We start from the raw sequence: 6,104 nt of genomic DNA, 5'->3' as shown, positions 1-6,104 counted from the left end.
ATAAACTATGAGCCTTTTGTACCATATTTTTCTCCTTTCGCTTTACAATTAGCTTGAACACCTTTATTGTATCGCGTTCGGAGTTTTTTTGGTATAACCTTCGACGCGCACCCGCATAGCGGGTGGTTTTTTTGTCTCGCACCTAACGGAGCGAGACGGACTAATAGTCACATAATAAAACGCATACTATCAAGGTTCAAACACCTGATACTATGCGTTTTTCTTATTTGAAAGACTTTTATCCAGATTTCTTTACTTAATCTTCTTGATACTTTGACTAAGAATAAATCCTACAATCATCCCTACCATATTTTGCATGAAATTTGGTAGGATTTCTGGTAGGGCTGCAGCCCAGCCATTCATCAATGTAGAACCCAAGGCGTAACCCCCTACCATGGCAATCGTTGCTAAGATAAGGCCTAACCACTGAGTTTTTCCTTTAAATCCTGCGAAAAATCCCTGCAAGCCATGGTTGACCAAACTAAAGAACATCCACTGAGGATAGCCTGATAAGAGGTCAATCAAGAAACCTGCCAGTCCTCCGACTACAGCCCCTTCACGACTACCAAAGTAGAAAGCCGTAAAGAAGACACCCGCATCTAAAAGAGTTAGAATGCCTGTCGGTGTTGGAATTTTTAAGAAATAGCCTAGGACCACAGAGAGGGCGGTTAATAGGGATACAAGGGCGATTTTAGTTGTTTTGGTTTGCTTCATATTGTCTTACTCCATACTGATCTGCTTGTGCAATGGCACGATAAACGAAAGCCTTAGAGCTTTCTACTGCTGGTAAAAGTTCATCACCTTTAACCAAGTGACTGGCAATGCTAGAGGCAAAGGTACAACCTGCACCAGCATTTTGCCCTTGAATGACAGGATTTTCTAGGACTGTAAAGGTTTGTCCGTCATAAAAGACATCTACAGCCTTGTCCTGACTAAGGCGATTGCCTCCCTTGATAATGACTGCTGGCGCGCCTAATTCATGCAATTTCTGCGCTGCAGCTTTCATATCTTCCAAGGTTTTAATTTCCTGATCAGCTAATAATTCTGCTTCAGGAAGATTAGGCGTAATCACACTGACATGAGGGAAAAAGCGAATCAACTCTTGGCAGAGTTCACTAACTGCTACGTCATGCGTTTCCTTGCAGACCAATACAGGATCCAGAACCACAGGCACTCCTGGGCGTTGCTTGATAAAATCCAATGCCTTCTCAGCTACACTGACAGTTGGTAGAAGACCAATCTTAATCCCTGCAAATTCCACATCACGCAAGCTATCTAATTCATATTGAAAAATGGTATCGTCAGTTGGAAAGACCTCAAATCCTTTTTCTGTCAAGGTTGTCAAGCAAGTTACTGCTACAAAGCCATGCAAGCCGTTCAAGGTATAGGTCGCCAAATCAGCGGACAATCCACCACCACTAAAAATATCATTTCCTGAAAGTGCTAAAATACGATTATTCTTCATAACGAATCTCCTTTAAATATAAACCATTTGGTGCTGCAGTGGGACCTGCAAGTTGCCTGTTCTTTTTCTCCAAAATCAGGTCAATCTGCTCTACTGGCATTCGATTATTTCCGATTTTGAGCAGTGTCCCCACCATATTGCGAATCTGCTTATACAAGAAACCATTTCCTGAAAAGGTAAAGGTCAAAAACTGGCCTGTCTCATCAACCCTGAGACTAGCTTCTGTGATGGTGCGAACCTTGTCCTCTACGCTGGTCCCAGATGCTGTAAAGCCTGTGAAATCGTGGGTTCCTTCTAGCCTTTTGACGGCCTCCTGCATCCTCTCCACATCGAGTGGGTAGGGGAAGTGAGTGGCATAGTGACGGCGCATCGGATTTTTGGGACGGCCCCTATCCACGATAAACTCATAGGTCTTGCTGTGCTTGGCATAACGGCAATGAAAATTATCCGCCACAAGCTCAATCGAAACCACATCGATATCTTCAGGAGACTGGGTATCCAAGGCAAAACGGAGCTTCTCCTCATCCATCTGATAGGGCAGGTCAAAATGAATCACCTGTCCCAAAGCATGAACCCCACTATCTGTCCTACCAGCACCGTGAACAGTAATGGCTTGCCCTTTATTTAACCTGGTCAAGGTTTTTTCAATTTCTTCCTGAACGCTACGCGCATGAGGCTGGCGCTGAAAACCAGAAAAGGCATAACCATCATAGGAAATAGTTGCTTTGTATCTCGTCATAACTTCTATTTTATCAAGAAATTAGTCTCGTAACAAGCTAGAAAATTTATAATTGTCTGGGTACAAAATTCACAAAAAGAAAAACTTAGGAAACCAATCCTAAGCTCTCTTGTGAAGTAGGTACATGACAAAGATAGAGGTTACAATCAACCAAGATCCTAAGATAGCAAAGACCAACATCCCATTGTGAGTTAGTAAGCCAATTGCACCTAGAACAAATGGGGTCGTAAAGGCTCCGAAACTACAGCCTAATACAGCAAATGAAGTTGCTTGATTGAGGAGTTTAGCTGGAATTCGTTCAGAGACAAGTTGAAAGACCGTCGTCAAGGCTACACTGTAGGCAAAACCAGCCAGAATGCTTCCTGCCACTACCACCCACAAGGATGGAGACAAGGCAATCACGATTTGCCCTAAGCCGAAGGTAATACCAGACCAGAGGAGCAATTTTTCCTTAAAGATAGAAATCAAGAAAGAAAAACTCACCCCAGCCACAATCCCGATCAACTGCATGACACTAAGAACAAAACTAGATAACTGGGCATCTCCAAGTCCTCTTTCCACCATCAAACTTGGAATACGGATGGTAATAGCCGTATTGGTACAAACTACAACTGCCGCTTCTATAGCTAGGATAAAAATCAAGCCTTTCATTTCCCCAGTTAAACGACTTGCTTCCTTCTCCTTTTTCTTGACTGCTTTCTTTTCTTTGCCATAAGGGACAAAGAGTAGATATAGGATCAGCACCAAAAATCCAGCACTATAGGCTAGGAAGGTAGCTGTCCAACCAAAGGCCAACAATTGGCCGACTGCCAAAGTAATGAGAGAAGCCCCAACGACCTCTGCAGAACCGCGTAATCCTAGCATCTGAATTCGGGTTTTTCCTTGATAGCGTTCACTGATAATAGAAATAGCCTTGGCATTGATCATCCCAACTCCCAAACCAAAAAGAATCCGTGTCCCAAAGACAAAGGGATAGGCTTGATACCAAAAGGGAGCTGTTCCACTTAGTGATAAAATCAACAAGCCCAAACTAATCTGTAAGCGCTCAGGAAATATTTTTTCTAAGAAACCATTTAGCAGTAACATCATCATGATTCCAAAGGAAGGCAAGCTCGCCAAGAGCTCAATTTGTTCCTTAGGATAACCTTGATAATAGTCAAACATGGCTGGCAGGGCACTCGAGATGGAAAAGGAGGTAATCAAAACGAGGGAGAGAGCCAAAATACTGGCCCGTTCTAAAAATTGTTTCATGAAATCTCTTTCTATATTTCTCTTAATCTTCTACTTTTTTGATCGTTATCAAACAAGCAAGAAAAGAAGAAGTCCCATTGGTATACAGACTCCTTCTTAAACTCGAAAATGAATCCCTTGTGTCTTAGGATGACTTTCTCTTGATTTGCTTAATAAAGTAGAAGATAAATCCTGCTACCATATAGGCAACAAAGATAATCAGACACCACTTAAACACAACATCCCAACCCTTGTTCACATTCAAAAAGAAGTAAGGGAAAGGATTATCCTTGGCATTTGGAATATTGAGTTTTAAAACCAAGCCATTAAAAAGAGCAAACATCATATACAGCAAGGGTAAAATGGTCCACACAATTGGATCCCAAATCTTGTATTGACCCTGTTTGTCAAAAAAGAGGGTATCTGCGAAAAACCAGAGGGGAACGATATAGTGGCAAAGGAAATTTTCTAGGGTATAGAAATTAGTCGCAATAGGCGCTAAGAGGAAATGGTAAATCACACAGGTAATCATGATACTCATGGTGACTCCACCTTTTAAGCGCAAGAGACTTGGTCTTTGCCAGTTTTCACCTACACGGCTCATAACCTTTAGAAGATAAAGGGTAAAAATAGTTACCAAGAGGTTGGACAGAACCGTGTAATAGAGAAGCATCCCAAAACCACCATGCTTGGTAATTTCAAGGTAAACTCCCGTAAAAGCCGCTAGAAACAAGAAGATACGGCTATAAAATACAAGTTTATAGTGTTTTGACATGTTTAAATTTTCTTCACAAACTCTGATTTGAGTTTCATGGCACCGAAGCCATCAATCTTACAGTCGATATTGTGGTCGCCTTCTACGATGCGAATATTTTTCACGCGCGTCCCTTGTTTCAAATCTTTTGGCGCACCTTTTACCTTCAAGTCCTTGATGAGAGTTACTGTATCACCGTCAGCCAATTTATTTCCATTGGCATCGATAGCAACAAGACCCTCTTCTACATCTGCAACTTCAGCAGGATTCCACTCATAAGCACACTCTGGGCAAACCAGTAGGGCACCGTCTTCGTAGACATACTCTGAGTTACATTTTGGGCAATTTGGTAGGTTGTTCATGGTTTCTCCTTATCATCATTCGCTATTCTTTGAAAATCAAAATTTCTCGAACAGCAACTATTATACCCTAAAATCAGCATTTTGACAAATTTAGAAAAAAACCGATATCTATCTATCGGCTTTTCTACATTTACATTCTTTTTTTAGCTTCTGCTTTGATTTTTTCAACTACTTCTTGAATGTTCAAACCAGTTGTATCAAGGTAGACAGCATCCTCTGCTTGTTTGAGAGGCGAAGTCTCACGATGACTATCCTTGTAGTCACGCGCAGCAATTTCCTCTTTTAGAGTTTCAAGGTCTGTTTCAATTCCCTTGGCAACATTTTCCTTGTAACGACGCTCTGCTCTCTCATCAACAGAAGCTACTAGGAAAATTTTTAATTCTGCTTGTGGCAATACAACAGTCCCAATATCGCGACCGTCCATGACAATCCCGCCTTGTTGGGCAATTTCTTGTTGGAGAGAAACCAGTTTCTCACGCACTTGAGGAATTGCTGCAATAGCAGAAACATGATTGGTCACCTCATTTTCACGGATAGGGTGGGTAATATCCACATCCCCTACAAAGACAAGCTGTTCTCCAGTTTCTGAACGTCCAAAACTGATTGGATGCTGGTCCAACAAGGCTAGAAGGGCTTCGACTTCTTCTACTCCTAACTGGTTTTGGAGAGCCATGTAGGTCGTTGCACGATACATGGCACCTGTATCTAGGTAGGTGTATCCAAAGTCCTTGGCAATAATTTTTGCGACCGTACTCTTACCACTTGAAGCAGGACCGTCAATAGCAATTTGAATTGTTTTCATATCGGCTCCTATTTTATTTTTATAACATCACCTGGATTAGCAAACCAAGATCCTGTAGCCATGTGCCCAGGATTTAAGGCCTCTAACTGAGCAATGGAGATTCCTGCACGAGCGGCAATGGCTGCTTCCCCTTCTCCAGCTAAGACTTTTGTCGTCCCTTCTGGATCTGTAGCTTCCTCCGAGTGTTCAGAAGAAGATTCTGAACTCTGCTCAGGCTGGGAACTGCTTGAAGATGAGACTTGTACTACACTTGCATCAGAATCGTGAAAATCTTTCAAGGCTGCCGTGCGATTACTCCCCCCCCGTTGATAGATAGATAAGAACAATAATCATCACGACTACAATCACGAAGAAAATACTAGCTAAAATCGTCAAGACACGATTGGCCACTACATCTCTGCCTTGAGTTCTCTTACGACGCTCTGCTCTTGATTCTTCTTGATCATAAATATCTTCTTGCCACGGTTCTTTTTCCATACCCTACTCCTTGTTTTTTTTTACTTTTCTTATTACAATATAAATATGAACATGAAAATCACACTTATACCTGAACGATGTATCGCCTGTGGGCTTTGCCAAACTTATTCTGATTTATTTGATTACCACGATAATGGAATCGTGCGTTTTTACGATGATCCTGATCAACTAGAAAAAGAAATTTCTCCTTGTCAGGATGTCTTAGAAGCTGTTAAAAACTGCCCAACTCTCGCCCTGATTAGCAATCAGGAAGCATAAATCAATGGCGATAATCT

The 6,104-nt window shown here is 41.8% G+C and carries 8 protein-coding genes and 1 pseudogene; 1 reads left to right on the top strand and 8 read right to left on the bottom strand.

The genetic code is table 11. The features are described 5' to 3' along the window. Positions 1-252: 252 nt before the first annotated feature. From HT714_RS04735 to HT714_RS04700, 8 genes and pseudogenes are all read right to left on the bottom strand, one after another. Positions 253-714: an ECF transporter S component gene (locus tag HT714_RS04735; RefSeq protein WP_000814989.1), complete on the bottom strand. Its 462-nt coding sequence runs from the start codon at positions 712-714 to the stop codon at positions 253-255. Then, complete coding sequence (locus HT714_RS04730) at positions 692-1,465, bottom strand: bifunctional hydroxymethylpyrimidine kinase/phosphomethylpyrimidine kinase (RefSeq protein WP_173226975.1); 774 nt, start codon at positions 1,463-1,465, stop codon at positions 692-694. Before HT714_RS04730 ends, HT714_RS04735 begins: the two co-directional genes overlap by 23 nt. Beyond that, positions 1,455-2,204, bottom strand: a complete 750-nt coding sequence (gene truA, locus HT714_RS04725; protein ID WP_173226973.1) for a tRNA pseudouridine(38-40) synthase TruA — start codon at positions 2,202-2,204, stop codon at positions 1,455-1,457. Before truA ends, HT714_RS04730 begins: the two co-directional genes overlap by 11 nt. Positions 2,205-2,303: 99 nt before the next feature. After that, the gene (locus HT714_RS04720; RefSeq protein ID WP_173226972.1) at positions 2,304-3,455 is read right to left on the bottom strand and encodes an MFS transporter; all 1,152 of its coding nucleotides are present in this window, start codon (positions 3,453-3,455) and stop codon (positions 2,304-2,306) included. Between the two features lie 124 nt (positions 3,456-3,579). Beyond that, complete coding sequence (locus HT714_RS04715) at positions 3,580-4,209, bottom strand: Pr6Pr family membrane protein (RefSeq protein WP_173226970.1); 630 nt, start codon at positions 4,207-4,209, stop codon at positions 3,580-3,582. Positions 4,210-4,211: 2 nt separating this feature from the next. After that, entirely contained in the window at positions 4,212-4,550 is a 339-nt protein-coding gene (locus HT714_RS04710) for a zinc ribbon domain-containing protein YjdM (RefSeq protein ID WP_001061596.1), read from the bottom strand. Positions 4,551-4,680: 130 nt separating this feature from the next. Next, on the bottom strand, positions 4,681-5,352 hold the full coding sequence (cmk, locus tag HT714_RS04705) for a (d)CMP kinase (RefSeq protein ID WP_173226968.1): 672 nt from the start codon (positions 5,350-5,352) through the stop codon (positions 4,681-4,683). An 8-nt stretch (positions 5,353-5,360) separates the two neighbouring features. After that, a pseudogene (locus HT714_RS04700) lies at positions 5,361-5,829 on the bottom strand (SAG1386/EF1546 family surface-associated protein). Between the two features lie 51 nt (positions 5,830-5,880). Between HT714_RS04700 and HT714_RS04695 the strand changes: the two are divergent. Next, positions 5,881-6,087 carry a ferredoxin gene (locus HT714_RS04695; protein WP_173226964.1) on the top strand — a complete coding sequence of 69 codons (207 nt, stop codon included), beginning with the start codon at positions 5,881-5,883 and terminating at the stop codon, positions 6,085-6,087. The last annotated feature ends 17 nt before the right edge of the window (positions 6,088-6,104 follow it).

The organism is Streptococcus sp. 3705 (genome assembly GCF_013277145.1).
Classification (GTDB): Bacteria; Bacillota; Bacilli; order Lactobacillales; family Streptococcaceae; genus Streptococcus.
Note: the sequence above shows the minus strand (reverse complement) of the source record. Positions and strands in the feature narration are given on the sequence as shown.

What these genes read in the sequence shown, in the direction of transcription:
- HT714_RS04735 (WP_000814989.1), bottom strand. Translation starts at nt 714, where the DNA reads ATGAAGCAAACCAAAACAACTAAAATCGCCCTTGTATCCCTATTAACC.
- HT714_RS04695 (WP_173226964.1), top strand. Translation starts at nt 5,881, where the DNA reads ATGAAAATCACACTTATACCTGAACGATGTATCGCCTGTGGGCTTTGC.
- HT714_RS04710 (WP_001061596.1), bottom strand. Translation starts at nt 4,550, where the DNA reads ATGAACAACCTACCAAATTGCCCAAAATGTAACTCAGAGTATGTCTAC.
- HT714_RS04715 (WP_173226970.1), bottom strand. Translation starts at nt 4,209, where the DNA reads ATGTCAAAACACTATAAACTTGTATTTTATAGCCGTATCTTCTTGTTT.
- HT714_RS04730 (WP_173226975.1), bottom strand. Translation starts at nt 1,465, where the DNA reads ATGAAGAATAATCGTATTTTAGCACTTTCAGGAAATGATATTTTTAGT.
- truA (WP_173226973.1), bottom strand. Translation starts at nt 2,204, where the DNA reads ATGACGAGATACAAAGCAACTATTTCCTATGATGGTTATGCCTTTTCT.
- cmk (WP_173226968.1), bottom strand. Translation starts at nt 5,352, where the DNA reads ATGAAAACAATTCAAATTGCTATTGACGGTCCTGCTTCAAGTGGTAAG.
- HT714_RS04720 (WP_173226972.1), bottom strand. Translation starts at nt 3,455, where the DNA reads ATGAAACAATTTTTAGAACGGGCCAGTATTTTGGCTCTCTCCCTCGTT.